The organism is Streptomyces sp. GQFP (genome assembly GCF_021545335.1).
In the GTDB taxonomy this organism is placed as follows: domain Bacteria; phylum Actinomycetota; class Actinomycetes; order Streptomycetales; family Streptomycetaceae; genus Streptomyces.
In genome coordinates this window covers 1,237,603-1,262,274 of record NZ_CP089312.1, presented here as the reverse complement: position 1 = coordinate 1,262,274, position 24,672 = coordinate 1,237,603, and the positions used below count along the sequence as shown (strand labels likewise).

Sequence of the window (24,672 nt, the reverse complement as noted above, 5' to 3'; positions counted from 1 at the left end):
CCGCTGATCAGCGGGTACACGCCGATGCGTGCCGAGGACGCGCCACGGCCCCGGACCCGCAGGCCAGAGCCGAACGGGTACCCCGATCGCCCGGTCAGATGTACAGGTCCCGCAGTCTCACCGAGAGGCATGTCACACAGCCCTCGAGCTTCTCGAACTCGCTGATGTCGACGACCACCGGCTCGTGGCCGAGGTCGGCGAGGAGCTCGGCCGTCTTCGGCGCGCTCGCCGCCATCAGCAGCTTTCCGCCGCCCAGCAGCACCACATGCGCCCCCGACTCCTCCGGCACCGGCAGGAAGCGCGGGAAGAGGGACGGGGTGTCCACCAGCGGCGGATACCCGATCACGGTCCCGTCCGGTAGCGCCGTGACCGCCGACTTCAGATGCAGCACCTTGCTCACCGGTACGGCGACGACCCGGGCGCCGAGCGGTTCGAACACGGCCTTGAGCTGCTGCACCCCGGCGGCGTTCGTCCGCCCGCCCCGCCCGACGTAGAGGGTGTCGCCGATCTTGAGGACGTCGCCGCCCTCCAGGGTGCCCGGCTCCCAGACCCAGTTCACGGAGCAGCCGAGGCGGGCCACCGCCTCCTCGACACCGCCGGTCTCACCGCGCCGGGACGCGGCGCCGGGCCGGGCGATCAGCGCGACGTTCCGGTGGATGACCACCGCGTCCTCGACGAACACCGAGTCCGGGCAGTCGTCCGCCGGATCCACCTCGACGGTCTCCCAGCCGTGCGTGCGCAGCGCCTCCGCGTACGCCTCCCACTGCCGCGCGGCGAGGCCGGCGTCGACCTCCTCGCGCTCGATGTGCGTGACGAGGCCTTCGGCCAGGCGTGGGCTGGGGCGACGTATGAGGGCCTTCTTGCTGGGCACGGGCGGAACTCCGAATCGCAGGGGGCGTCCGCGCACATCATGCAGGGCGGGTCGGTGCGGACAAAAGCCCCGGAGGTCAGAACGGGGCCCGCACGCCCGCCCAGGACACTCGCGTCACCCCACCTCCTCCGGGCCGATCTCCCTCAGTTCGCCGTCCAGGAGCAGCCACCGGGTGATCCCGATCGACTCCAGGAACGGCAGGTCGTGGCTCGCGACGATCAGCGCGCCCTCGTACGACTCCAGGGCCGTCGTGAGCTGTCGGGCGCTCGCCATGTCCAGGTTGTTGGTCGGCTCGTCCAGCATCAGCAGCTGGGGAGCGGGCTCGGCCAGCATCAGGGCGGCCAGGGCGGCGCGGAAGCGTTCACCGCCCGACAGGGTCCCCGCCCGCTGGTCGGCGCGGGCGCCCCGGAACAGGAAGCGGGCCAGCCGGGCACGGACCCGGTTGTTGGTGGCGGCGGGCGAGAACCGGGCCACGTTCTCGGCGACGGTCAGCTCGTCGTCGAGAACGTCGAGCCGCTGCGGCAGAAAACGCAGCGGCACGTGCGCGCGTGCCTCCCCGGAGACCGGGGCCAGTTCCCCGGAGATCGTCCGCAGCAGGGTCGTCTTGCCGGCCCCGTTCCGCCCGATCAGCGCGACCCGCTCGGGCCCGCGCAGATCGAAGGAGCCCACGCTCGCTCCGTACGCCAACTCCAGGTCCAGGAGCGTGAGTACGGTACGGCCCGGCGGTACGGCCGTGTACGGCAGGTCGACGCGGATCTCGTCGTCGTCCCGTACGGCGTCCACCGCCTCGTCGAGCCGTTCCTTCGCGTCGGCGAGCTTCTCCTCGTGCAGGATGCGGTACTTGCCGGCGGACACCTGCGCCGTGCGTTTGCGCACCCGCATGACAGCCCTCGGCTCGCGCTTCTGGTCGAACATCTTCTGCCCGTACCGCTTGCGCCGGGCCAAAGTGACCTGGGCGTCGGCCAGTTCGCGCTTCTGCTTCTTCAGGTCGGCCTCGGCGACGCGCACCATCCGTTCGGCCGCCTCCTGTTCGGTGGCGAGCGCGTCCTCGTACGCCGAGAAGTTGCCGCCGTACCAGGTGACCTCCCCGGAGCGCAGATCGGCGATCTGGTCGACCAGGTCCAGGAGTTCACGGTCGTGGCTGACCACGACCATCACCCCGGGCCAGGACGAGACGGCCGTGTAGAGGCGTCGACGCGCGTACAGGTCGAGGTTGTTGGTCGGCTCGTCCAGCAGGAGGACGTCCGGGCGGTCGAGGAGCAGCGCTGCAAGGTGCAGCAGGACCGACTCGCCGCCCGAGATCTCGCCGATCGTGCGGTCCAACTCGATGTGCCTGAGCCCGAGTTCGCCGAGCGTGACAAGGGCGCGTTCCTCTACGTCCCAGTCGTCGCCGATCGTCTCGAAGTGCCCCTCGGCCACGTCACCCGCCTCGATGGCGTGCAGCGCGGCCCGCTTGGCGGAGATGCCGAGGGCCTCGTCGACGCGCAGGGCGGTGTCGAGGGTGACGTTCTGCGGGAGGTAGCCGATCTCGCCCGCGACACGGACGATGCCGTCGACGGGGCGGAGTTGACCGGCGATCAGCTTCAACAGGGTTGATTTTCCTGAGCCGTTGACGCCGACGAGTCCGGTGCGGCCGGGGCCGACGGCGACGTCGAGGCCATCGAAGACGGGGGTGCCGTCGGGCCAGGCGAAGGACAGGGAGGTGACGGCGATGGAGGTGGTGGCGGACATACGGCCTCGCGGTTGCTTGATGGGGTCTGGGCAAGCGCGTATCGAGACACCGACGGGCGGCGGGCGGGAGATGTCCGGGTGACACGAGAAAGGCCCTGCTCCGGAGGGAGGCACGGACGGCTCGAACACCGAGGTCGCACGCTGCGCGGACACACCACTGGAGGGTGTGGGGCGCGGTGTCTCAGGACCTCAGTAGAGCAACGTCCTTCTCCAATCGACGGCAACAGGACCGCTGTCAGCGTAGGAAGAGGCGTTTCAGGCTGTCAAAGCATTAAAGGCATCGAGCGGGGCCGTCACAGGGCGTCGCGCATCAGCTCCGCCAGGTCGTGGTCCAGGTCGGTCTGCAGGTGCTCCAGGCCGACGGGCACCAGTTCGGTCGTGGACGCCAGGAAGCGCCGCAGCTCGCCCGAGCGGACATGGACGACCGCGGTGCCCTCGGGGGCGTGGAACTCCAGGACCGTACGGTCGTAGCCGTACGGCCGTACCCGGACGTCGCCGTGGCCCTGCGGCTCCCGCATGCCGTCGGAGAGGAGCTCACGGGAGAACGTCCAGCAGACCTCGACGCCCTCCAGCGTGGCCGGCGCGGGGAAGGTCATCCGGACCGCGAACGGGTCGCTCCGGTCGTAGGTGAGCGTTGCGGGAATGCTCGGCATCCGCGGTGCGGCGGCGACGAGACGGGCCTCTACGAGTTGCTCGATGACGGTGGTGGACAACGCCTGCTCCCTTGTGACGGTTGGCCGGACTCCTGGATGGAACGGGCCGCACACTGAAGGAGACGCCGGAATGAGCCAATCAGTGCACCTGAATTTCTAGTGACCTCTGTCACCGAGTTCATTCCCTGCTACTTTCGCCCGCCATGAGGATCTTGAGCGCGAAGCGACAGCCGGGACGGACGATACGGGCGAGCCGGACGAAGTGGGCCGTGGTGGCGGGTGCGTACGCGGCGGCACTCGCCGCCGTCGCCGCCGGACTGGCCGCCCCCGCACAGGCGTACGAGGCGACGGGCGCCGGGCAACGGGCCCCGCACTGGGCGGCGAAGGACAGCGGCGCCGCCGACGTGCGGTTCCGGGGACTGTCCGCCGTCAGCCGGAACACCGCCTGGGTCGCCGGTACGGCGGGCACCGTACTGCGCACCACCGACGGCGGGGCGAACTGGCGGAACGTCTCTCCGCCGGGCGCGGCCGAACTCCAGTTCCGGGACATCGAGGCGTTCGACGCGCGGCGGGCCGTGGTCCTGGCCATCGGTGAGGGCGAGGCCTCCCGGGTCTACCGCACCGACGACGGCGGGCAGACCTGGACCGAGTCCTTCCGCAACACCGACGCCAAGGCCTTCTACGACTGCCTCACCTTCTTCGACCCCCGCCACGGCCTCGCGATGAGCGACCCGGTGGACGGCAAGTTCCGCATCCTCTCCACCAGCGACGGCGGACGCTCCTGGAAGGTGCTCCCCAATGACGGCATGCCGGCCGCGCTGGAGGGCGAGGCGGGCTTCGCGGCGAGCGGGCAGTGCCTGGTCAGCTCGGGGCCGCGCGATGTCTGGCTGGCCACGGGCGGGGGTGCCCGCGCGCGTGTGCTGCACTCCGCGGACCGCGGGCTCACCTGGACCGCCTCCGACACACCGATCCCGGCGGGCGACGGGGCGCGCGGTGTCTTCGCGCTCGCCTTCCGCGACCGTACGCACGGACTTGCCGTCGGCGGCGACTACCGCGCCGACCAGGCCTCCCCGCGCGCGGGAGCGGTCACCACGGACGGCGGCCGTACCTGGACCACCGCGGCCACGCCCCCGCCCGCCTACCGCTCCGGCGTCGCCTGGCTCCCGCACAGCCGCACGGCCGCACTCGCGGTCGGCCCGACCGGCACCGACCTCACCACGGACGCCGGACGCACCTGGAAAACCGTCGACACGGGCTCGTACGACACGGTGGACTGCACCCCTGACCTGGGCTGCTGGGCCGCCGGGGAGAAGGGGCGCGTGGCACGGCTCGAATCGTGAGGCCTGGGTACCCGTTCACCGACCCGAGCGAAGGGAGTGAACGGCCATGCCACGCGGTGCGAGCCCGAAGCGGGAACGCCAGTACGAACACATCAAGGAGAGCGCGCTCGACCGGGGTGAGAGCGAGAAGCGCGCCGAGGAGATCGCCGCGCGGACCGTCAACAAGGAACGCGCCCGCGCCGGCGAGTCCAAGACCGCCAGCCGTACATCCACCCAGGACATGTCGTCCGCCAAGCGCGGCGGTCAGCGCTCGCACAAGGGCGCCCAGGGACCGACGTACGACCAGCTCTACGAGGAGGCCAAGCGGCGGAACGTGCACGGCCGCTCGGACATGAACAAGGAGCAGCTGAAGCGGGCCCTCGGCGGCAAGTGACCTCCCGCGCGCGTGGGACGTACGCTCGTCGTCACCATGGAGCTGACGACGAGCGTGCCCCTTCCGGCGGACTGGCCCACGACCGAGGCGGAGGCCCGCGCGGTCCAGGACGAGCTGCGGCTGCGCGTGGTGCTCGACGAGCCGGGACCGCCGGCCGGGACAGGCCACGTCACGGGTGTCGACGTCGCCTACGACGACGAGCGGGACCTCGTCGTGGCCGCCGCGGTCGTCCTGGACGCGGCGAGCCTCGACGTCGTCGCCGAGGCCACGGCCGTCGGGCGGGTCCCCTTCCCGTACGTGCCCGGCCTGCTCGCGTTCCGCGAGATCCCGGCGGTCCTGGCCGCCCTGGAGGCGCTGCCCGTACCGCCCGGCCTCGTCGTCTGCGACGGCTACGGCCTGGCCCACCCGCGCCGCTTCGGCCTCGCCAGCCACCTCGGCGTCCTCACCGGGCTCCCGACGATCGGCGTCGCGAAGAACCCGTTCACCTTCACGTACGAGGAGCCGGGCGCCCCGCGCGGATCGGCGGCCCCGCTCCTGGCGGGCCCGGAGGAGGTCGGCCGCGCCCTGCGCACCCGGGGCGCCGTCAAGCCGGTGTTCGTCTCGGTCGGCCACCGCACGACCCTCGACACGGCCTGCGCCCACGTCCTGGCGCTCACCCCGGAGTACCGCCTCCCGGAGACGACCCGCCGGGCGGACGCCCTGTGCCGACGGGCACTGAAAGAGGCCACCGAGGCAGGGCTCAAATGATCATCTGAGTATGTGTTCTGAGTACCTGTACGGATGTCGGTGGGCCGGAGCTGTCGGCAGGCTGTGTCCATGACCACGCACCGCGCCCCGAAGCCCGCCGCCAGCCCCGCCCAGCCCGTCGAGCGGGCCGTCACGGCCGCGCTGATCGTCGCCGTACTGGCGGGACTCGCCTGGATCGTCGGCATGATCTACACGGTCACCGGCTGGGCCCAGTGAACCGCTGACGGGCCCGTCCGTCAGCGACTCGACGCCACCCGGAACGTGATCCCCGCCTTGCGCAGGCGGTCGATCAGCGCGTCGCCCATCGCCACGGCGGTGGTGACCTGCCCGGACGTCGGCGGGAGGTCGTCGAAGGCCAGGGAGAGCGCCGACTCGGCGAACATCTTCGCCGTCTCGTCGTAGCCGGGATCGCCGCCCGCGACCTCCGTGAACACCCGCCGGCCGCCGCCTTCACCCACGAACCGCACCGTGAACGAGCTCTTCGCCCGCCGCTCCGCGCTCGGTCCGTCGCCGGGCCGCAGCCGCCCGGACAACCAGCGCCGCGCGGGCGGCAGTTGGGCCGCCGCGAACACCGCGCCGACCGTGGCGACCCCGCCCAGCGCGAAAGGCAGCCGCCGTACCGCCGCGTAATGGCGGTAACGGAAATCAGGGCCGTACCGTTCCAGCGCGCGGGCCGAACGCAGCACGACCTGCGGGTCGATGGTGGGCAGCGGCAGCGCCCAGGCGTCGACCTCCTTGGCGTACCGGGGAGTGCCCGTGGGGGCGGTCGCCCGGCGCCCCAGCAGTCGTGGCTCGTGCCGTCGGCGGTCGCGGGCGGCGGTCAGCATCCGCGGCCCCCGGGAGAACTGGTTGAGCGCCGAGGCGAAGGTGCCGCCCGAGAACATCGCGTCGGCGCGCACGAACCCGTCCACGGTCAGCGGCACGCCCTCGGGCAGCTGGGCGACGGTGAAGTACGCGCCCAGGTCGTGCGGGACGGAGTCGAAACCGGCCGCGTGCACCAGCCGGGCACCGGTCTCCCGCGCGCGTGCGTCGTGCCGGACGTACATCAGGTCCACGAACTCCGGCTCACCACTGAGGTCGAGATAGTCGGTGCCGGCGTCCGCGCAGGCGGCGACCAGTTCCTCGCCGTACGTCAGATAGGGGCCCACCGTCGTGGCCAGCACGCGCGCGTGCCCGGCGAGTGCGCGCACCGAGGCCGGATCGGACACGTCCGCCTCCAGCACCCCGACCTCGGCGGCCTTGCCGACACCCGAGAGGCGCTCGCGCAGCGACTCCAGCCTGTCCCGGCTGCGGCCGGCGACCGCCCAGCGCAGACCGTCGGGCGCGTGCGCGGCGAGGTACTCGGCGGTGAGGGTGCCGACGAAGCCGGTGGCTCCGAACAGCACGATGTCGTACGGACGTTCCACCCTGCTCGGCCTGCTCATGACACCTCTCGTTGCGCGGTCCCGCGCCGTTGTCGGTGGTCGAGGCTAGCGTGAGGGGGTGTGGGGTCGTGCGCCCGGTCCGTCGTCGATTCGTCGGCCGGTCCGCGGCCGGAACGAGGGAGTTTTGGCCAAGCGCTTGCTTAATATGTGCCCTGCGAAGCCTTGTGCGGAGCAGCGGGGCGTTCCTAGCATCGCTGGTGTCATGTCGGTTGTGTCACGGGAGTGGGGGGCTCGATGTCAGTGGCAGGGGAAGCGGGCAGCGGCCCGCTCGCCGGGGTGCGGGTGGTCGAGCTGGCGGGCATCGGGCCCGGTCCGTTCGCCGCGATGCTCCTCGCCGACCTGGGCGCCGACGTGGTCCGTGTGGACCGGCCCGGGGGCACCGGACTGGCCATCGACCCCGAGTACGACGTGACGAACCGCAACAAACGGTCGGTGATCGTCGACCTGAAGGCGCCCGACGGTCCCTCCCGCGTCCTCGACCTCGCCGCCCGCGCCGACATCCTGGTCGAGGGCTACCGCCCCGGTGTCGCCGAGCGCCTCGGCGTCGGGCCCGAGACCTGCCACGCCCGCAACCCCGGGCTCGTCTACGGCCGGATGACGGGCTGGGGCCAGGAGGGCCCGCTCGCCCGCCGCGCCGGGCACGACATTGCCTACCTGGCCCCGACCGGCACCCTCGGCCTGATCGGCAGCCCGGACGCCCCGCCGCCCGCCCCGGCCAACCTCCTCGGCGACTACGCGGGCGGCTCCCTCTATCTCGTCGTCGGGGTCCTCGCCGCCCTCCACCACGCGCGCGCGACGGGCGCCGGCCAGGTCGTGGACGCCGCGATCGTCGACGGCGCCGCCCACCTCGCCACGATGATCCACGGCATGCTCGCGGCGGGCGGCTGGCAGGACCGGCGCGGCGCCAACCTCCTCGACGGCGGCTGCCCGTACTACGGGACCTACGAGACCGCCGACGGCCGGTACATGGCGGTCGGCGCGCTCGAACCGCAGTTCTACGAGGAGTTCCTCGACCTGCTCGGCATCCACGACCACTCCGCCGCCCGCAAGGACATCGCCCGCTGGAACGACCTGCGCGAGGCCGTCACCGCCCGCTTCAAATCCCGTACGAGGGACGAGTGGACGGCCGTCTTCGAGGGCTCCGACGCCTGCGTGGCGCCCGTACTCTCGCTGCGCGAGGCCCCGCACCACCCGCACCTGGCCGCCCGCGGCACCTTCACCGACCACGGCGGCATCACCCAGCCCGCCCCCGCGCCCCGCTTCTCCGTCACCCACACGTCGATCCACAGCGGCCCCGCCCAGCCCGGCGCCGACACGGCGGACGTGGCGCGCGACTGGGACGTGCCCCGACTCCTGCAGGATGGCGGCTGACCCCGGCCGACGCCCGCTCGCCCACCCCACCCCGAAAGGCCTTCCAGTGAGTACCGAAGCGTACGTGTACGACGCGATCCGCACCCCGCGCGGGCGCGGCAAGGCGAACGGATCCCTGCACGGCACCAAGCCCGTCGACCTCGTCGTGGGCCTCATCCACGAGATCCGGAACCGCTTCCCGGACCTCGACCCGGCCGCGATCGACGACATCGTGCTGGGCGTCGTCGGACCGGTCGGCGACCAGGGCTCCGACATCGCGCGCGTCGCCGCCGTCGTCGCGGGACTGCCGGACACGGTGGCCGGCGTCCAGGAGAACCGCTTCTGTGCGTCGGGTCTGGAGGCCGTCAACATGGCCGCCGCCAAGGTGCGTTCGGGCTGGGAGGACCTCGTCCTCGCGGGCGGCGTCGAGTCCATGTCCCGGGTGCCGATGGCCTCGGACGGCGGCGCCTGGTTCAACGACCCGATGACCAACCTGGCCGTCAACTTCGTGCCGCAGGGCATCGGCGCCGACCTCATCGCCACCATCGAGGGGTTCTCGCGGCGCGACGTCGACGAGTACGCGGCGCTGTCCCAGGAGCGGGCGGCGAGCGCCGTGAAGGACGGCCGCTTCGAGCGGTCCCTCGTCCCGGTGAAGGACCGCAACGGCCTCGTCGTCCTCGACCACGACGAACACCTGCGGCCCGGCACCACCGCCGACTCCCTGGCCCGGCTGAAGCCGTCGTTCGCGGACATCGGCGACCTGGGCGGCTTCGACGCGGTGGCCCTCCAGACGTACCACTGGGTCGAGAAGATCGACCATGTCCATCACGCGGGCAACTCCTCCGGCATCGTGGACGGTGCCTCGCTGGTCGCCATCGGCTCCAAGGAGGTCGGCGAGCGCTACGGGCTGCGTCCGCGCGCGCGGATCGTCTCCGCCGCCGTGTGCGGCTCCGAGCCGACCATCATGCTCACCGGCCCGGCGCCCGCCACCCGCAAGGCACTTGCCAAGGCCGGGCTGACCATCGACGACATCGACCTTGTCGAGATCAACGAGGCGTTCGCGGCAGTCGTCCTCCGCTTCGCCCGCGACATGGGCCTCTCCCTCGACAAGGTCAACGTCAACGGCGGCGCCATCGCACTCGGCCACCCGCTGGGCGCCACCGGCGCGATGATCCTCGGCACGCTCGTCGACGAACTGGAGCGCCAGGACAAGCGGTACGGCCTCGCCACGCTGTGCGTGGGCGGCGGGATGGGCATCGCGACGATCGTCGAGCGGGTCTGAACTCCCGGCGGAATCAGCTGAATCAGCCGAATCGGCCGGCTTGTCCACACCGGCGGATTCAACGGCATCCAGAGACTTCTGAGCTTCTACGGAGATCCCCGTCATGACACAGAGCACCACCATCCGCTGGGAACAGGACCGCACCGGTCTCGTCACCCTCGTCCTCGACGACCCGGACCAGTCCGCGAACACCATGAACCAGGCGTTCCGGGACTCCCTCGCGGTGGTCACCGACCGTCTGGAGGCCGAGAAGGACACGATCCGCGGGATCATTCTCACCTCCGCCAAGAAGACGTTCTTCGCGGGCGGCGACCTGCGCGACCTCATCCGGGTCACCCCCGACACGGCCCAGGAGCTGTTCGACGGCGGCCTTGCCATCAAGCGAAACCTGCGCCGCATCGAGACCCTGGGCAAGCCGGTGGTCGCGGCGATGAACGGCGCGGCCCTGGGCGGCGGTTACGAACTCGCGCTGGCCTGCCACCACCGGATCGCGCTCGACACACCGGGCACGAAGATCGGCTGCCCCGAGGTCACCCTCGGTCTCCTCCCCGGAGGCGGCGGGGTCGTCCGTACGGTACGCATGCTGGGCATCGCCGACGCACTGCTGAAGGTGCTGCTCCAGGGCACCCAGTACAGCGCACCGCGAGCCCTGAAGAACGGGCTCATCGACGAAGTGGCCGCCACCCAGGACGAGTTGCTGGCCAAGGCCCGCGCCTTCATCGACGCCAACCCCGAGTCGCAGCAGCCCTGGGACAAGCCCGGCTACCGCATCCCGGGCGGCACCCCCGCCAACCCCAGGTTCGCGGCGAACCTGCCCGCCTTCCCCGCCAACCTGCGCAAGCAGACGAACGGCGCGCCCTACCCGGCCCCGCGCGCCATCCTCGCGGCGGCTGTCGAGGGCGCCCAGGTCGACTTCGAGACCGCGCAGGTCATCGAGGCCCGCTACTTCGTGGAACTGGCCGCTGGACAGACCTCGAAGAACATGATCCAGGCGTTCTTCTTCGACCTCCAGGCCGTCAACTCGGGAGCCAACCGCCCCAAGGGTTTCGAGCCGCGCCCGGTGCGCAAGGTGGCGGTGCTGGGCGCCGGGATGATGGGCGCGGGGATCGCCTACTCGTGCGCCCGCGCGGGCATCGAGGTGGTGTTGAAGGACGTCTCGGCGGCAGCGGCGGCGCGGGGAAAGAACTACTCCGAGAAGCTGTGCGCGAAGGCGGTCTCCCGGGGACGTACGACTCAGGAGAAGGCGGACGAGCTGCTGGCCCGCATCACACCGACCGCCGACCCGCAGGACGTGGCCGGCTGCGACGCGGTCATCGAGGCGGTGTTCGAGGACCCGGCGCTGAAGCACAAGGTGTTCCAGGAGATCCAGCACATCGTCGACCCGGACGCGCTGCTCTGCTCCAACACCTCCACGCTGCCGATCACGTCTCTCGCCGAGGGAGTCGAACGCCAGTCGGACTTCGTCGGGCTGCACTTCTTCTCGCCGGTCGACAAGATGCCGCTCGTCGAGATCATCAAGGGCGAGCGGACGGGGGAGGCGGCGCTGGCGCGCGCCTTCGACCTGGTCCGTCAGATCAGGAAGACCCCGATCGTCGTCAACGACTCGCGTGGCTTCTTCACCTCACGGGTCATCGGGCACTTCATCAACGAGGGTGTGGCGATGGTCGGCGAGGGCATCGAGCCCGCGTCGGTCGAACAGGCGGCGGCGCAGGCCGGCTACCCGGCGAAGGTGCTGTCCCTGATGGACGAACTGACGCTGACGCTGCCGCGAAAGATCCGGGCGGAGTCCAAGCGGGCGGTGGAGGAGGCGGGCGGTACATGGCCGACGCATCCCGCGGAGGCGGTGATCGACCGGATGGTGGACGAGTTCGGGCGTACCGGGCGGAGTGGCGGCGGGGGGTTCTACGAGTACGGGGAGGACGGCAGGCGGGCCGGGCTGTGGCCGGGGCTGCGGGAGCACTTCGGGCGCGGAGAGGGCGCGGAGGGGGTACAGATCCCCTTCGAGGACATGCAGGAACGGATGCTGTTCTCGGAGGCGCTGGACACGGTGCGGCTGCTGGAGGAGGGCGTACTGACGTCGGTCGCCGACGCCAACATCGGCTCGATCTTCGGGATCGGGTTCCCGGGGTGGACCGGGGGTGTCCTCCAGTACATCAACGGCTACGAGGGCGGCCTGCCGGGGTTTGTGGCGCGGGCGCGGGAGTTGGCGGAGCGGTACGGTGAGCGGTTTGCTCCGCCGGGGTTGCTGGTGGAGAGGGCGGAGAAGGGGGAGGCGTTCGGGGACCGTTAGTTGTTTTCGCCCCCGCCGCCCCTACCCGTCCCATCCTCGGGGGCTGCCGCCCCCGAACCCCCGCTCCGGCCCTGAACGGGCCTTGTCCTCAAACGCCGGACGGGCTGAAATACCTGGACCTGGGCTGAAAAATCAAGCCCCGACCGCAACCCTCCAGCCCGTCCGGCGTTTGAGGACGAGCGCGCTCAGCGCGACTCTCCCACCCACCCGCCTGCACCCCCACCCAGCCCGTCCGGCGTTTGAGGACGAGGCCGTTCAGGCCGACAGCGGGGGTCTGGGGGCGGCAGCCCCCAGGGATGGGAACGGGTAGGGGCGGCGGGGGCGAGGAACCGTATCGCTCAGCGACACGACTCGCTTGCTCCTTGTCCGCCCGCCCCGGACGCTGACCAGCAACCGGTCCTCATCTCCCCGCCCCCGAGGAGCCCCCATGGGATCCCGTCCCGCCCTCGCCCTGCTGGAGATCCTGCGCGGCGAAGGCGTGGACCGCGTCTTCGGCAACCCCGGCACCACAGAACTCCCCTTCCTCGCCGCCCTCGCGCACACCGAGGGCGGCACCGAGGTTGACAAGGAGAGCTACACCCCCGAATACATCCTCGGCGTCCACGAAGGCGCCGTAGTCTCCATGGCCGACGGATACGCCCGCGCCACCGGCCGCCCCGCCTTCGTCAGCCTCCACATCGCCGCCGGGCTCGCCAACGGCCTGATCGGGCTGCTCAACGCCCGCCGCTCCCGCACCCCCCTCGTCGTGATGGCGGGCCAGCAGGACCGCCGGCACCTCCAGCAGGACCCGATGCTCTCCGGCGACCTCGTCTCCCTCGCCGCCCCCGCCGTGAAGGCCACCTTCGACATCCAGCACGCCCACGACCTCCCCCTCGCCCTGCGCCGCGCCTTCGCCCTGGCCGTCAGGCCCCCGGCCGGGCCCGTCTTCCTCTCCGTCCCCATGGACCTGTTCGCCGAGGACACCGAGGTCGAGGTGCCGGTTCGGAGCGTCCCACCCCCGCCCGGCCCGGCCGCAGGCCTCGATCGGGCCGCCGTCATCCTCGGCGCCGCCGCCCGGCCCGTGATCGTCGCCGGTGACGGAGTCGGCCGCGAGGACGCGGTGAGCGCCCTGGTCAGGACCGCCGAGGCCTGCGGTGCCACCGTCCATCACCAGCCCATGGCCGACTGGCTCGACTTCCCGACCACGCACCCCCTCCACGCGGGCATGCTCCCGCCCCGCCACGACGCGATCCGCGCCGCGCTCTCCCCGTACGACACCGTCCTGATCGTCGGCGCCCACGCCTTCACGCCTCACCACTACACGCCCGGGCCCGCGCTCCCGCCCGGCATCCACGTCGTACAGCTGGACTCCGACCCGGACGAGATCGGCCGCAACTTCCCGGTCGCCGCCGGGCTGGTGGGCGCGCTCTCGCCCTCCCTCGACAAGCTCGCCGAGCTGCTGCGCAGCCAGGTGCCGGCGCACACCGCGAAGGCCCGGATCCTGCGCGCCGGTGAGCGGCACACCGCCGAGCGGGAGCGGGCGGAGGCCGCCGCCCTGGCCGCGTACTCACCGGCGCCGCTCGCGCCCTGGGCCGCCGCGCACGCCGTGGCCCGAGGGCTGCCGCCGGACGCCGTGGTGGTCGAAGAGGCCATCACGGCAGGGCTGTTGCTGCGCCGGCTCGTACGGCTCGACCGGCCCGGAAGTTACACGCATACCGTCGGCGGCGGGCTGGGCTGGGGCATCGGTGCCGCCGTCGGACGCTCGCTCGCCGAGCCCGGGCGGCCGGTCGTCGCCGTACTGGGCGATGGATGTGCCCTGTTCGGGCTTCAGGGGCTGTGGAGTGCGGCCCGTACGCAGGCCCCGGTGCTCTTCGTCGTCATGAACAACGGCGTCTACCGCACCCTCCAGGACACGTACGCGGCGATGGGCGGCCAAGGCGTCTGCCCCGGCACGGAGTTGGGGCCGCTCGACTTCACCCAGGCGGCCCGGTTCTTCGGCGTCGACGCGGTACGGGCGACCGGCGCCGAGCACGTACGGGAGATCGTCGCCGGGGCAGGGGAGTTGACGCGGCCGCTGCTGCTCGACGTACCGGTGCGGCAGCAGTAAGGAGACGTTCCGGACTCATAGTCACGCGCGTCTTGTCACCCGGCCCCCCGGGCCTGACCATCTCCCCATGACGGACGGACCGGTTCCGAAGTCGGTGCTCGCGCGGGGCGTGACGCTGCTGCGAGTCTGCGGTGACTCCGACACCGCGCTGAGCCTCGCCGAACTCGCCCTGCGCACCGGGCTGCCCAAACCGACCGCGCACCGGCTGATCGGCGAACTGGTCCGGCTGGGGCTCGTCGAACGCACCCCCGAGGGCTCGTACCGCATCGGGCTTGCCCTCTTCGTCCTCGGCCAGTCGGCGCCGTCCATACGCGAACTCCGGGACACGGCACTGCCGTTCCTCGGCGATCTGCACGACGCGACGAAGGAGAACGTCCACCTGGCCGTGCCCGACGGCACCGACACCCTGTTCCTGGAGAAGATCACCGGCCGCCGTGCCACCCCGATCGTCTCCCGCACCGGAGGCCGGCTCCCCGCCCACTGCACGGCCACCGGCAAGATATTCCTCGCCCACGACCCCCGGCTGCCCCGGGCCTCCCTGCCCCGTCTCACGCCCCGCACCCTCACCCTGCCCGGCCAGCTCGCCCGTGACCTGGCCCTGACCCGGGCCCGTGGCTACGGCGTCAACCTGGAGGAGGCCGAGGTCGGCATCTCGGCGGTCGCGGCCCCGGTCTACGGCCGTGGCTCCCGTCCCGTCGCCGCCATCTCGGTGACCGGCGGCACCCGCCGCCTCGACGTGGACCGGGTCGGCGCCCATGTGTGCGCGGCGGCCCGGGCACTGACGAGGCGACTCTCGGCCTGAACCGAGCACCGCGTGCCGGTCGCCACGAACCGCTTACCGCGCCCCTCCGCCGGCCCTCACCCGCACCGCGCCTCAGCGACGCACCGCTACCGCGCGCCCACTCGCACCGCGCCTCAGCCACGCACCCCCGCACCGCACTCCCCCCTCACTCCACCCTCGGCACCCCTCGCTGAATCGCCACCGCCAACTCGTGCTCCGTCATCCGCTCCCCGTGCACCTCCGCCGTGATGCGGCCCCGCACGAACACCAGCACCCGGTCGCACACCTCCGTCAGTTCGGCGAGGTCTGTCGAGGCAACCAGGACGGCCGCGCCGCCCGCCGCCAACTCGCCGACGATACGGTGCATTTCGGCCCGTACGCCGACATCGACGCCCCGCGTCGGGTCGTCCAGGACCACGATCCTCGGGTCGGTCGCGAGCCACTTCGCGAAGACGACCTTCTGCTGGTTGCCACCGGAGAGCCGGCCCACGATGTCGTGCGGACCGCCGCGTAGTCGCAGACGCTCCGTCAGTTCCGCTGTCCTGACGACCAGTTCGGCCCGGGACGGCATGACACCACCCCGCCCCAGCGCCAGCCAGCTCACCGCCGTCGCGTTCTCCCACACCGTGCGGCCGGTCATCAGCCCGTACCGCTTCCGGTCGCTCGGCACGAACGCGACCCCGGCCCGTACCGCGTCCCGCAGCGAGCGGGGCTGCCCCCGGCCCCCTATGTCGACCCGCCCCGCGGAGATCGTCGTACGGCCGCACACCACCTCCAACGCGCCCAGATGGCCCGCCCCTTGGAGCCCCGCGACCCCGACCACCTCGCCCGCCCGCACCGTGAACGTCACATCCGTGAGCCGCCCGGGCACACTCACCTCGGACAGCACCACCGGCGGCGGTGAGGTGTCGACCGCCCTGCGCGTCCGGCGGGCCGGTGGTTCGGGGCGGCCGCCGAGCATCGCCGTCACCAGCTCGGGTACGTCGAGTTCGGCGCGTGGCACCCCGGCCAGCGCGACCCGGCCGTCCCGCAGGACCGTCACGCGCTGCGCGAAGCGCATCACCTCCTCCAGGAAGTGGGTGACGTACAGGACCGCGATGCCCCGCCCCGTGAGGGTGCGCAGGACGCGTTCGAGGCGGTCCACGGCGGCGGCCGGGAGCGCCGACGTCGGCTCGTCGAGCACCAGGAGTCCGGGGCGGCGCAGCAGGGCCCGGGCGATCTCCGTCAACTGCTGGTCCGCCAGGGGGAGTTCGCCGAGCAGGGTGCCTGGCTCGACATCGAGGCCCAGGTCGGCGAGGACCGGCCGGGCCGCCCGGTCCATGGCGCCGTGGTCGAGCAGGCCGAAGCGGCGCGGCGGGCGGTGCGGGAAGAGGTTCTCCCGGACGGTGAGATCGGGGAAGAGGCTCAACTCCTGGGAGACAACGGCGATTTGCGTGTCGCCCGCCAGCCTTACCGCCCCTTCGTCCGCCGTCAGCGTCCCCGAAAGGATGCGTACCAGCGTGGACTTGCCGGCCCCGTTCTCACCGACCAGCGCGTGCACCTCACCGCCCCGCAGTCTGATCCCGGCTCCGTCCAACGCCCGTACCCCGCCGTAGGACTTGACCAGTTCCTGCGCCACCAGGACATCGCCGTACGTCATTTCAGCGTGCGTCCTTCAGCGGCTTGAGGTTGGCCTGCTGGTCGCCGAGGAGCTTGTCGATCGTCGGTTTGTACCAGTCGTACGCCGCGTCCGCGGACTTCTGGCGGGTGATGACCTCGTCGATGTTCGAGGAGTCCACGACCCCGCCCGGCGACAGGAACCAGCCGTCGAGCAGCTTCCCGTCGTTCTCCCGGACCGCCTCGATCATCATCGCCGTCGACAGATAGCCCTTGAGGAAGTGCTGCGGGTCGATGGTGACGAAGTTCGAGCCGTCCTTGACCGCGTCGAGAGTCTTCGGGTCGACGTCGAAGCCGGCCGTCAGCCACTTGCCGCCCTCCGCCTTCTTGATCTTGGCGAGGTTGTAGCTGTCGGCGTCCCCGACCCCGAGGAAGGCGAGCGCGTCCGGGTGCGCGTTGACCTGCGCCGACCAGGAGCTGTAGTTCTGCCCGGGATCGCTGTACGTCTGGAAGGGGCCGAGGATCTTGACGTTCGGCGCCTCCTTCGCGAACGTGTCGGCGATTCCCTTGGCCCGGTTGTCGAGCACCGGCGTCCCGGGGTTGGGTACGCCGATGACGATCTCGCCTTTCGGGTCGTCGCCGAGCCGCTTCAGGGCCTCCGTGGCCATCAACTCGCCCAGCGCGTAGTTGTCGTTGCCCACATAGAAGGTGACCTTGCTGCCGTCGGTGGGGGAGGTGTCCAGGGCGACGATCGGGATGCCCTGGTCGACGGCGCGGGCGGCGGGCCGGGTGAAGATCGGCGGGTCGAGGTTCTCCAGGACGATGCCGTCCTTGGCGCGGGCGGTGAGGTTCTGGAAGAGCTGCACCTCGGCGGGGCCGTCGGTGTTGGGCGGACCGACCGCCTTGAAGTCGATGTTCCCCGCGTGATCGGCGGCGCTCTCCGCGCCGAGGACCATCTCGTGCGCGAAGTTGAGCGAGATGTTGGCAACTGCTATGCCCATCTTGAGCTTTCCGCCCGAACCGGCGGAACTGCTGTCGGAGTCGCCGCATCCGGCGGCGGCCATCAGCACCAGCGCGCCGAGGGCGGCGGACAGCGTACGGAGTCGGCGGTGCATTCAGGGCCTCCAAGGGAGCGGCTCACAGGGGCACTTGGTGTGTCGGTGTGGGGGATCGGCAGCGAGGTGGAGGGAGTTACTTGCGTCGGCGTCCGGTCCGCCGCAGCGCGCTGTCGGCCGCGACCGCGACGAGGATGACCCCGCCGGTCGCGAACGACGTCCAGTTGATGGGGACTTCGAAGAACACGAGCCCGGCGGCCACGACCGACAGGATCATCGCCCCGGCCACCGCGCCGATCACCGAACCGCGTCCGCCGGCCAGCGGGGTACCGCCGATGATGCACGCGGCGATGGCCTGCAACTCGTAGCCCTGCCCGAGCGTCGGGTCACCGGCGCCGTAGAAGGCGAGGGCGAGGGCGGCGGCGCAGGCCGTGGTGAGGCCGGACAGGGCGAGGGCCTGGATCCGGGTGCGGACGACGGGGATTCCGCTGAACGCGGCGGCGTCCGGGTTGGAGCCGATCGCCCGCACCCGGGCTCCGAAGCGGGTGCGGGCGAGCACCACCGAGAGGACGACGACCACCGCGAGCAGCACCCAGAGCGCGAACGGGACTCCGCCCGCGTCGCCGCCCGCGAGGGTGAAGAACGAGTCGTCCAACGGCAGATCGGTGATCTGCTTGCCGTCCGCGAGGGCCAGCCCGACCCCCCGGAACAGCAGCAGCGTGCCCAGCGTGACAATGAACGACGGCAGCGCGAGCAGCGTCGTGACCAGCGCGTTGAACACCCCGAGCAGGATCCCGGTGGCCAGCATCACCGGCACCGCGAGCCAAGGAGGCGTGCCCTCCCGCACCAGCAGCGCCCCCACCACCAGGCACATCGCGTAACTGCCGCCCACCGACAGATCGACCTCGCGCATGGCGAGCGCGAACACCATCCCGCACGCCATCAGCGAGATGTACACGGAGTTGTGCGCGGTGGAGAGCAGGTTGTCGCTGGCGAGGAAGTCGGGGTACGGGATGCCGATGCCCGCGATCAGCAGCCCCAGGACGAGCAGAACGCCCAACTCGTCCCGTACCACCCGGCGCGGCAGCAGCCCGGCGAGCCGCGGCGGCACCCTGAATCGCCGCCGCCCGTCGTCCTGTTCGCGGGCGCGCTCGGCGTCGTCCACGGCACGCTCGGTCTCGGTCATCGGGCACGGCTCCCGTACGGGCGGCTGCAGCATCGGCTGGGGGGTGCACCGCAGCGTGGGCCCCTTGGGCGCGGGCGGCAACCGGGCCGTTCCGGCGAGTGAAATGCGCTCTTGCCGAGCGGCCGGTGCCTCATCACACTCGCCCCATGGAGACGCGTACCGCACTGGTGACCGGCGCGGCGCAGGGCCTCGGCCACGAGTTCGCCGTCGCGCTCGCGGGCCACGGCTACCGGGTCGCGGGCCTGGACCTGGTACCTCAGCCCAAGACCGCCGGAAAGGTCCTGGACTACCTGGAGCTGACCGCCGACGTCACCGACGAGACCCAGGTACGGCAGGCACTGGAACGCGTCATCGACCGCTTCGGCACCCTGCACGTCCTCGTCAACAACGCGGGCGTCTACCCCTCCGCGCCCTTCGAGGAGACGACCCCGGAGGAGTGGCGACGCGTGATGCGCGTGAACCTGGAGGCACCCTTCCTGATCACCCAGGCGGTACTGCCCCACCTCAGGGCGGCAGGCTGGGGGCGCATCGTGAACATCGCCTCGGCGGCCGTCCTCACCGCCCCGCCGACGATGGTCCCGTACGTCACCTCGAAGATGGGCCTGATCGGCTTCACCCGCGCCCTCGCCTCGGCCCTCGGCCCCTGCGGCATCACGGTCAACGCCATCGCCCCCAGCATGGTCCGCACGGCGACGGCCGAGCGGACCGTCGGCGCGGACGGCGGCTTCGAGCACGTCCGCGCCCAACAGGCCGTCCCCCGTACGCAGTTGCCGTCAGACCTCGTCTCGACACTCCTGTACGTGATCGACGAGGGCAGCGGCTTCCTGACGGGCCAGACCCTCAACGTGTCAGGCGGATCGGCCTACTTGTGAGGCACGGAAGCCCGATGGCCCGGTTCAGCGTGCCCCTCGTGCACCGAGTTGGTCGCCGCGATCTCCTTCCACGACTTCGGCATCACGGGAGCCACCGACGCCGATGCCCGCGCCGCCGCCGGAGCGGCCGGCTTCGACGCCTGGAACAGCCAGGTGTCGAACAGCGCCCCCAACGACTCGCCGGCCACCTGTTCGGCGTACGCCTGGAAGTCGGCGACGGACGCGTTGCCGTACGCGAACTTCGTCGGCCACCCCTTCAGGATCGCGAAGAAGTCCGCGTCGCCGATCTCGTTGCGCAGTGCCTGGAGGGCCAGCGCGCCCCGGTCGTAGACGGCCAGGTGGAACTGGTTCTCGGGGCCCGGGTCGCCCGGCTTCACGGTCCAGAACGGGTCGTCGGCCGAGTGGACGGCGTACACGTAGTCGGCGAGTTCCTGTGCCGTGCCCTCGCCCTCGTGCTCGGACCACAGCCACTGCGCGTACCGCGCGAAGCCCTCGTTGACCCAGATGTCCTTCCAGCCGGCGACGGACACCGCGTCGCCGTACCACTGGTGGGCCAGCTCATGGACGACGACGGAGACGTTCGTCCCGTTCGCGAACTGGCGGGGGCTGTAGAAGGGCCGGGTCTGTGTCTCCAGGGCGTACCCCGTGTTCGTGTTCGGGACGTATCCGCCGAGCCCGTTGAACGGGTACGGGCCGAAGTACTCCGCCAGCCAGTCCGCGACCTCCCCGGTCCGTTCGATGCTCGCCCGCGCGGCCCCGTAGTTGTCGCCGAGGTCCTTGCTGTAGGCGTTGACCACCGGGATGCCGCTCTCGGTCGTCCCGGTCGTGACGTCGAACTTCCCGACCGCGAGCGTGGCGAGATACGTGGCCTGCGGTTTGTTGGAGCGCCAGTTCCAGCGGGTCCAGCCGAGGCGTGAACTCGTCGACTGGAGCGTGCCGTTGGAGATCGCCTGCGAGCCGTCCGGGACGAGCACCGAGACGTCGTACGTGGCCTTGTCGAGCGGGTGGTCGTTGCTGGGGAACCACCACCAGGCGGCCTCGGGTTCGTTGGCGCCGACGCCGCCGTCAGGCGTGCGGTGCCAGCTGGTGAAGCCGTACGCCTGCTTCGACGAGGGCACTCCGCTGTACCGCACGACGACCGTGACCGCCGTGCCCTTGGCCAGGGGAGTACGCGGAGTGATCTCCAACTCGTGCTCGCCGGAGGTGACGAACGCGGCCCGGACACCGTTGACGCGAACCTCGCTCACGTCGAGAAGAAAGTCCAGGTTGAACCGCGACAGATCCTGGGTGGTGGTGGCGAGGAGGGTCGCCGTGCCCTCCAACTCGTCCGTCGCGGGCTGGTACTTGAGCCGCAGGTCGTAGTGCGAGACGTCGTATCCGCCGTTGCCGTACGCCGGGTAGTAGGGGTCGCCAATGCCCGGTGCGCCGGGAGAGTAGCTCGCGGCGGACGCCGGGATCGCCAGCATCAGGGAGGCCGTCGCGAGTGCGCCCGACGGGATGAGTCTGCGGTGCACGAAAGCTCCAAGTCGTGGGGGGGGCGTGAAGTCTGTTCGCAGCCTATTCATCACCTGTGGGACCAGGCGTGTCCACAACCACCCCTGTCACACGATCGCCATTCGGCCGTCATGGGCCCAAGAGACCCTCTTTTGCACGGGAGTTGACCGCAGTACCGTCCGGCACATGCCGAAACGCACGCGCTTCACGACCTGGAGAACGCTCGCGACGGCGGCCACCGCCGCCCTCATGGCCGTCCTGCTCACCCCGGCCGTCGCCCACAGCGCCCCACGGGAGAGCAGACCCGTCTACTCGTACGACAACGCCATCCGCGAGGCCGTCTGGGTGGACACCGGACTCGACGGCGACAGCGACGGGAAGACCGACCGCGTGGCCGTCGACATCGTCCGGCCGCGCGAACTCGCCGCGCGGGGCCGCAAGGTACCCGTGATCATGGACGCCAGCCCCTACTACTCCTGCTGCGGACGCGGCAACGAGAGCCAGCGCAAGACGTACGACGCGAACGGCAACGTTGTCCAGATGCCACTGTTCTACGACAACTACTTCGTACCGCGCGGCTACGCCTTCGTCGGCGTCGACCTGGCCGGCACCAACCGCTCCGACGGCTGCGTCGATGTCGGCGGACGCTCCGACATCCAGTCCGCGAAGGCCGTCGTCGACTGGCTGAACGGCCGCGCCAAGGCATACACGACCCGCACGGGCACCGACCGCGCCAAGGCGACCTGGACCAACGGCAAGACGGGCATGATCGGCAAGAGCTACGACGGCACGATCGCCAACGGCGTGGCCGCCACGGGCGTCAAGGGCCTGGAGACGATCGTCCCGATCAGCGCCATCTCCTCCTGGTACGACTACTACTTCGCCAAGGGCGCCCCCCTCTACGACTCCGGCCCCGAATGGCTGTCGGACTACGTCGAGAGCCCCGCCGCCCGCGCCAAGTGCGCCGCCGTACAGCGGAAGATCGTCGACGGAGCCCCGCGTTCCGGCGACTGGACCCGCTTCTGGACCGAGCGCGACTATGTGAAGGACGCCCGGAAGATCAAGGCCAGCGTCTTCGTCATCCACGGCCAGCAGGACCTCAACGTCCGCCCCAAGCACTTCGGTCAGTGGTGGGACGCCCTCGCGAAGAACCGCGTCGAGCGCAAGATCTGGCTCTCCCAGACCGGCCACGTCGACCCCTTCGACTTCCGCCGCGCCGCCTGGGTCGACACCCTGCACCGCTGGTTCGACCACGAACTCCTCGGCTACGACAACGGCATCGACGACGAGCCCATGGCTGACATCGAACGCCACCCCGACCAGTGGGTCACCTCGAACACCTGGCCGCCCCGCACCACGGACACCGTGACCCTGCGCCCCGGCACCGGCGCACAGCCCGGCGTCGGCACCCTGGGCCTGCGCAAGCAGTCCGGCACGGAGAGGTTCACCGACGACCCGACCCTGAGCGAGACCGACTGGTCGGCGCAGATCGACAGTTCGACACCCGGCAAGGCCGGCTTCACCACCGCACCACTCGCCACCGACCTGCGCGTATCGGGCTCGTCCACGGTGACCGTGACCGCCACCCCAAGCACCACCACGGCCCACTTGACCGCCGTCCTGGTCGACCTCGGCCCCGACATCATCCGCGACTACGCCGACCCCGCCGAGGGCATCACCACCCTCACCGACCGTACCTGCTGGGGCCCGAGCACCACCGGCGACAGCTCCTGCTTCCGCTCGACGCAGGCGAAGACGACCGCCGTCGACTACACGATCCTCAGCCGCGGCTGGGCCGACCTGGGCAACCACGCCTCGGCCACGAAGGGCGTCCCGCTCACCCCGGGCAAGCGCTACACGATCACCCTCGACCTGCACGCCACCGACCACGTGATCCCGGCGGGCCACCGCCTCGCCCTGATCGTCGCGGGCACCGACAAGGACCTCATCGACCCGCCGTCGACCACCCCGACCCTCACGCTCGACCTGTCCCGTACGACGGCCAGGGTGCCCCTCGTCGGCGGTGCGGGCACGTTCGCGCGGGCCACGACGGGTACCGTCCCGGCCACCCAGACCCCGACCCTCCTCGACGGCGTACGCGACCCGCGCGCCGCCCACCGCATCCCGGGAGCGATATGAACCCGCGTCTGGCCGTGGTGACCGCCGCGGCCCTCGCCGCACCGTTACTGTCGGCCCCCGCCTATGCCGCCGATGCCCAACCGGCGCCCCCACGCACCGGATTCGAGCAGACGAACGGCGCCCGCTGGACCAGCCAGCCCGAGGAGCAGGACTTCCTCACGGCCGTAGACCGGGCGAGCGCCCGAGTGACGCTCACTGGCATCGGCACCACCAAACAGAACCGCCCCCTCCAACTCGTACGCATCGGCGAACGCCCGACCACCCGCACCGTGCTGCTCATCTGCAGCCAGCACGGCGACGAGCCGTCCGGCCGCGAGGCCTGCCTGACGACGATCCGCGACCTGGCGTACGCGAAGGACGCGCGGACGAAGGAGTTCCTGTCCCGCACCACGGTGCTCGTCGTCCCCACGGCCAACCCCGACGGCCGGGCCGCCGACACCCGGGGCAACAGCGACGGCGTCGACATCAACCGCGACCACCTGTCCCTCCAGACGGCGGAAGCGCGCGCGATGGCGGCGGTCCTGCGCGACCGCCAACCCGACGTCGTCTACGACCTGCACGAGTACGGCGCCACGCCCCTCTACTACGACAAGGACCTGTTCGACCTCTGGCCGCGCAACCTCAACACCGACGCGGCCGTCCACACCGAGGCACAGACCCTGTCCCAGACGTACGTACGGCCGGCCGCCGGAAGCGCCGGGTTCACGACCGGCACGTACGGCATCTGGACCGACCCCGTCACCGGTGACCCGATCCGCCAGGTCGCCGGGGACGGGCAGGAACGCATCCTGCGGAACATGTCAGGCGTGAAGCATTCGGTCGGGCTGCTGATCGAGAGCCGCGTGGAGCCATTGACGGAGGGAACACCCGAGCCGGACAACAACCGACGCCGGGTGAACTCCCAACTGGCCGCCCTGAAGGGCCTGTTCAGCTTCGCCGGAGAACGGGGCCGACAGGTCGACACGGCCACCGCCACCGCCCGCCTGACCGGCTACCGGGACACCGGCCCGGTCTACCTCGGCGGCGCGGACAACGACCCGGCCGAACCGTCCGAGGTCATAGAGAACCCGGCATGCGGCTACCGGCTCACGGGCGAGCAGTACGAGGAGGTGGCCGACGAGTTGGCGCTGCACGGAGTACGGGTCAGGCCGGAGACGGACGGGGCGTATGTCCCCCTGCGCCAGTCACTACGCGCCCTGGTACCACTGCTCCTGGACGAGCGTGCCCCGTACCACCTGACGGAGGGGGAGCCGGACACGAACTGCTGAGCGGGCAGGAAGCGGGTTGTCCGCGGTGGTCCGTTGCGGAGGGGGCGGGAATCGAGTTGTCCGTGGCGGAGGGGGCTGGGCTGGTGATGTCGGGTGGCGCGCGAGCGCCCCCGACAGGGGCGCGGGGAACTGCG

General features: G+C 71.3%; 20 protein-coding genes. 12 read left to right on the top strand and 8 right to left on the bottom strand.

Features of this window, described 5'->3' with window-relative positions:
* Window positions 1-94: 94 nt before the first annotated feature.
* The 3 genes from ddaH to LUX31_RS05525 all read right to left on the bottom strand — a co-directional run bounded on the left by ddaH (window position 95) and on the right by LUX31_RS05525 (window position 3,255).
* Window positions 95-871 (bottom strand): dimethylargininase, encoded by a 777-nt coding sequence (ddaH, locus tag LUX31_RS05535; protein WP_235473536.1) that lies wholly within the window; start codon window positions 869-871, stop codon window positions 95-97.
* Between the two features lie 114 nt (window positions 872-985).
* Window positions 986-2,602 carry an ABC-F family ATP-binding cassette domain-containing protein gene (locus LUX31_RS05530; protein WP_235473534.1) on the bottom strand — a complete coding sequence of 539 codons (1,617 nt, stop codon included), beginning with the start codon at window positions 2,600-2,602 and terminating at the stop codon, window positions 986-988.
* A gap of 293 nt (window positions 2,603-2,895) precedes the next feature.
* On the bottom strand, window positions 2,896-3,255 hold the full coding sequence (locus tag LUX31_RS05525; protein ID WP_235479804.1) for an SsgA family sporulation/cell division regulator: 360 nt from the start codon (window positions 3,253-3,255) through the stop codon (window positions 2,896-2,898).
* 203 nt (window positions 3,256-3,458) lie between these two features.
* On the opposite strand from LUX31_RS05525, the gene LUX31_RS05520 reads away from it, so the two are divergent.
* The 4 genes from LUX31_RS05520 to mmpA all read left to right on the top strand — a co-directional run bounded on the left by LUX31_RS05520 (window position 3,459) and on the right by mmpA (window position 5,931).
* A complete protein-coding gene (locus LUX31_RS05520) occupies window positions 3,459-4,595 on the top strand; it encodes a WD40/YVTN/BNR-like repeat-containing protein (RefSeq protein ID WP_443045927.1) in 1,137 nt (378 codons plus the stop codon).
* A 46-nt stretch (window positions 4,596-4,641) separates the two neighbouring features.
* Entirely contained in the window at window positions 4,642-4,968 is a 327-nt protein-coding gene (locus tag LUX31_RS05515; protein ID WP_235473533.1) for a plasmid stabilization protein, read from the top strand.
* 36 nt (window positions 4,969-5,004) lie between these two features.
* The gene (locus tag LUX31_RS05510) at window positions 5,005-5,715 is read left to right on the top strand and encodes an endonuclease V (protein ID WP_235479802.1); all 711 of its coding nucleotides are present in this window, start codon (window positions 5,005-5,007) and stop codon (window positions 5,713-5,715) included.
* Between the two features lie 69 nt (window positions 5,716-5,784).
* Window positions 5,785-5,931, top strand: coding sequence for a morphogenic membrane protein MmpA (gene mmpA / locus LUX31_RS05505; protein WP_235473531.1), 147 nt, complete (start codon window positions 5,785-5,787; stop codon window positions 5,929-5,931).
* Between the two features lie 20 nt (window positions 5,932-5,951).
* Here the strand turns inward: mmpA and LUX31_RS05500 are convergent, their stop codons facing one another.
* Window positions 5,952-7,139 (bottom strand): saccharopine dehydrogenase family protein, encoded by a 1,188-nt coding sequence (locus LUX31_RS05500; protein ID WP_235473530.1) that lies wholly within the window; start codon window positions 7,137-7,139, stop codon window positions 5,952-5,954.
* A 234-nt stretch (window positions 7,140-7,373) separates the two neighbouring features.
* On the opposite strand from LUX31_RS05500, the gene LUX31_RS05495 reads away from it, so the two are divergent.
* The 5 genes from LUX31_RS05495 (at window position 7,374) to LUX31_RS05475 (ending at window position 14,949) form a co-directional block, all read left to right on the top strand.
* The gene (locus tag LUX31_RS05495) at window positions 7,374-8,510 is read left to right on the top strand and encodes a CaiB/BaiF CoA transferase family protein (protein WP_235473528.1); all 1,137 of its coding nucleotides are present in this window, start codon (window positions 7,374-7,376) and stop codon (window positions 8,508-8,510) included.
* A 46-nt stretch (window positions 8,511-8,556) separates the two neighbouring features.
* A complete protein-coding gene (locus LUX31_RS05490; protein WP_235473526.1) occupies window positions 8,557-9,771 on the top strand; it encodes an acetyl-CoA C-acetyltransferase in 1,215 nt (404 codons plus the stop codon).
* A 103-nt stretch (window positions 9,772-9,874) separates the two neighbouring features.
* Window positions 9,875-12,061 carry a 3-hydroxyacyl-CoA dehydrogenase NAD-binding domain-containing protein gene (locus LUX31_RS05485; protein WP_235473525.1) on the top strand — a complete coding sequence of 729 codons (2,187 nt, stop codon included), beginning with the start codon at window positions 9,875-9,877 and terminating at the stop codon, window positions 12,059-12,061.
* Window positions 12,062-12,488: 427 nt separating this feature from the next.
* Complete coding sequence (locus LUX31_RS05480; protein WP_235473523.1) at window positions 12,489-14,147, top strand: thiamine pyrophosphate-binding protein; 1,659 nt, start codon at window positions 12,489-12,491, stop codon at window positions 14,145-14,147.
* A 67-nt stretch (window positions 14,148-14,214) separates the two neighbouring features.
* On the top strand, window positions 14,215-14,949 hold the full coding sequence (locus LUX31_RS05475) for an IclR family transcriptional regulator (RefSeq protein WP_235473521.1): 735 nt from the start codon (window positions 14,215-14,217) through the stop codon (window positions 14,947-14,949).
* Between the two features lie 145 nt (window positions 14,950-15,094).
* Here LUX31_RS05475 and LUX31_RS05470 read toward each other — a convergent pair whose 3' ends face one another.
* From LUX31_RS05470 to LUX31_RS05460, 3 genes are all read right to left on the bottom strand, one after another.
* Window positions 15,095-16,567: a sugar ABC transporter ATP-binding protein gene (locus tag LUX31_RS05470; protein WP_235473520.1), complete on the bottom strand. Its 1,473-nt coding sequence runs from the start codon at window positions 16,565-16,567 to the stop codon at window positions 15,095-15,097.
* A 1-nt stretch (window position 16,568) separates the two neighbouring features.
* Entirely contained in the window at window positions 16,569-17,639 is a 1,071-nt protein-coding gene (locus LUX31_RS05465) for a sugar ABC transporter substrate-binding protein (protein ID WP_235473518.1), read from the bottom strand.
* A gap of 76 nt (window positions 17,640-17,715) precedes the next feature.
* On the bottom strand, window positions 17,716-18,765 hold the full coding sequence (locus tag LUX31_RS05460) for an ABC transporter permease (RefSeq protein WP_235473517.1): 1,050 nt from the start codon (window positions 18,763-18,765) through the stop codon (window positions 17,716-17,718).
* Window positions 18,766-18,911: 146 nt separating this feature from the next.
* On the opposite strand from LUX31_RS05460, the gene LUX31_RS05455 reads away from it, so the two are divergent.
* Window positions 18,912-19,637: an SDR family NAD(P)-dependent oxidoreductase gene (locus tag LUX31_RS05455; RefSeq protein WP_235473515.1), complete on the top strand. Its 726-nt coding sequence runs from the start codon at window positions 18,912-18,914 to the stop codon at window positions 19,635-19,637.
* Here LUX31_RS05455 and LUX31_RS05450 read toward each other — a convergent pair.
* Window positions 19,628-21,151: a M1 family metallopeptidase gene (locus tag LUX31_RS05450; protein WP_235473513.1), complete on the bottom strand. Its 1,524-nt coding sequence runs from the start codon at window positions 21,149-21,151 to the stop codon at window positions 19,628-19,630. The genes LUX31_RS05455 and LUX31_RS05450 overlap by 10 nt on opposite strands.
* A gap of 166 nt (window positions 21,152-21,317) precedes the next feature.
* Between LUX31_RS05450 and LUX31_RS05445 the strand changes: the two genes are divergently transcribed.
* Together LUX31_RS05445 and LUX31_RS05440 are read left to right on the top strand one after the other, a co-directional pair.
* Entirely contained in the window at window positions 21,318-23,270 is a 1,953-nt protein-coding gene (locus LUX31_RS05445; RefSeq protein ID WP_235473512.1) for a Xaa-Pro dipeptidyl-peptidase, read from the top strand.
* The gene (locus LUX31_RS05440; protein ID WP_235473510.1) at window positions 23,267-24,538 is read left to right on the top strand and encodes a M14 family metallopeptidase; all 1,272 of its coding nucleotides are present in this window, start codon (window positions 23,267-23,269) and stop codon (window positions 24,536-24,538) included. Before LUX31_RS05445 ends, LUX31_RS05440 begins: the two co-directional genes overlap by 4 nt.
* Window positions 24,539-24,672 lie beyond the last annotated feature (134 nt).

What these genes read in the sequence shown, in the direction of transcription:
- LUX31_RS05530 (WP_235473534.1), bottom strand. Translation starts at nt 2,602, where the DNA reads ATGTCCGCCACCACCTCCATCGCCGTCACCTCCCTGTCCTTCGCCTGG.
- LUX31_RS05525 (WP_235479804.1), bottom strand. Translation starts at nt 3,255, where the DNA reads ATGCCGAGCATTCCCGCAACGCTCACCTACGACCGGAGCGACCCGTTC.
- LUX31_RS05520 (WP_443045927.1), top strand. Translation starts at nt 3,459, where the DNA reads ATGAGGATCTTGAGCGCGAAGCGACAGCCGGGACGGACGATACGGGCG.
- LUX31_RS05515 (WP_235473533.1), top strand. Translation starts at nt 4,642, where the DNA reads ATGCCACGCGGTGCGAGCCCGAAGCGGGAACGCCAGTACGAACACATC.
- LUX31_RS05510 (WP_235479802.1), top strand. Translation starts at nt 5,005, where the DNA reads ATGGAGCTGACGACGAGCGTGCCCCTTCCGGCGGACTGGCCCACGACC.
- mmpA (WP_235473531.1), top strand. Translation starts at nt 5,785, where the DNA reads ATGACCACGCACCGCGCCCCGAAGCCCGCCGCCAGCCCCGCCCAGCCC.
- LUX31_RS05500 (WP_235473530.1), bottom strand. Translation starts at nt 7,139, where the DNA reads ATGAGCAGGCCGAGCAGGGTGGAACGTCCGTACGACATCGTGCTGTTC.
- LUX31_RS05495 (WP_235473528.1), top strand. Translation starts at nt 7,374, where the DNA reads ATGTCAGTGGCAGGGGAAGCGGGCAGCGGCCCGCTCGCCGGGGTGCGG.
- LUX31_RS05485 (WP_235473525.1), top strand. Translation starts at nt 9,875, where the DNA reads ATGACACAGAGCACCACCATCCGCTGGGAACAGGACCGCACCGGTCTC.
- LUX31_RS05480 (WP_235473523.1), top strand. Translation starts at nt 12,489, where the DNA reads ATGGGATCCCGTCCCGCCCTCGCCCTGCTGGAGATCCTGCGCGGCGAA.
- LUX31_RS05475 (WP_235473521.1), top strand. Translation starts at nt 14,215, where the DNA reads ATGACGGACGGACCGGTTCCGAAGTCGGTGCTCGCGCGGGGCGTGACG.
- LUX31_RS05470 (WP_235473520.1), bottom strand. Translation starts at nt 16,567, where the DNA reads ATGACGTACGGCGATGTCCTGGTGGCGCAGGAACTGGTCAAGTCCTAC.
- LUX31_RS05465 (WP_235473518.1), bottom strand. Translation starts at nt 17,639, where the DNA reads ATGCACCGCCGACTCCGTACGCTGTCCGCCGCCCTCGGCGCGCTGGTG.
- LUX31_RS05460 (WP_235473517.1), bottom strand. Translation starts at nt 18,765, where the DNA reads ATGACCGAGACCGAGCGTGCCGTGGACGACGCCGAGCGCGCCCGCGAA.
- LUX31_RS05455 (WP_235473515.1), top strand. Translation starts at nt 18,912, where the DNA reads ATGGAGACGCGTACCGCACTGGTGACCGGCGCGGCGCAGGGCCTCGGC.
- LUX31_RS05445 (WP_235473512.1), top strand. Translation starts at nt 21,318, where the DNA reads ATGCCGAAACGCACGCGCTTCACGACCTGGAGAACGCTCGCGACGGCG.
- LUX31_RS05440 (WP_235473510.1), top strand. Translation starts at nt 23,267, where the DNA reads ATGAACCCGCGTCTGGCCGTGGTGACCGCCGCGGCCCTCGCCGCACCG.